Annotated in this window: 1 protein-coding gene; it reads left to right on the forward strand. The window is 45.5% G+C overall.

Translation table 11 applies throughout. The features are described 5' to 3' along the window. The coding region (locus tag BTA35_RS18120; protein ID WP_161489899.1) for a methyl-accepting chemotaxis protein at positions 1 to 404 on the forward strand (404 nt) is incomplete at both ends.

Genomic DNA, 404 nt, shown 5'->3' on the forward strand with positions numbered 1-404 from the left:
GAAGAAGGCAGCAAAGAGCTTGTTGCTCTAGCTAAATATTTCAATCATTTTGTGAGTTCTATACAAGGTATTATGCAAGAGGTTAGTCACTCAGCTGAACGTTTGGCCTCTTCTGCTACTCAGATGGCAGCCTCAACAAGCTCTGTTGATGACAGTGTGGGTCGCCAAAAAGATGAAGCAGAACAACTGGCTAGCGCAATGTTACAGATGATGGCTAGCGTTGACGAAGTCACCTCTCGTACAGTACAGGCAACAGAATCTACCGCACAAGCAACGAGTGAAGCACAGGCCAGTCAGAAAATCATTCAGCGCAATATATCTGAAGCGCAGATGTTGTCAGAAGATATTGGTCAAGCAGGAGAGGTGATTGCTAAGCTTGCGGAGGATAGTCGCAATGTTGATAC

Origin of the sequence: Oceanospirillum linum (genome assembly GCF_001995095.2) — a bacterium.
GTDB lineage: Bacteria > Pseudomonadota > Gammaproteobacteria > Pseudomonadales > Halomonadaceae > Oceanospirillum > Oceanospirillum linum.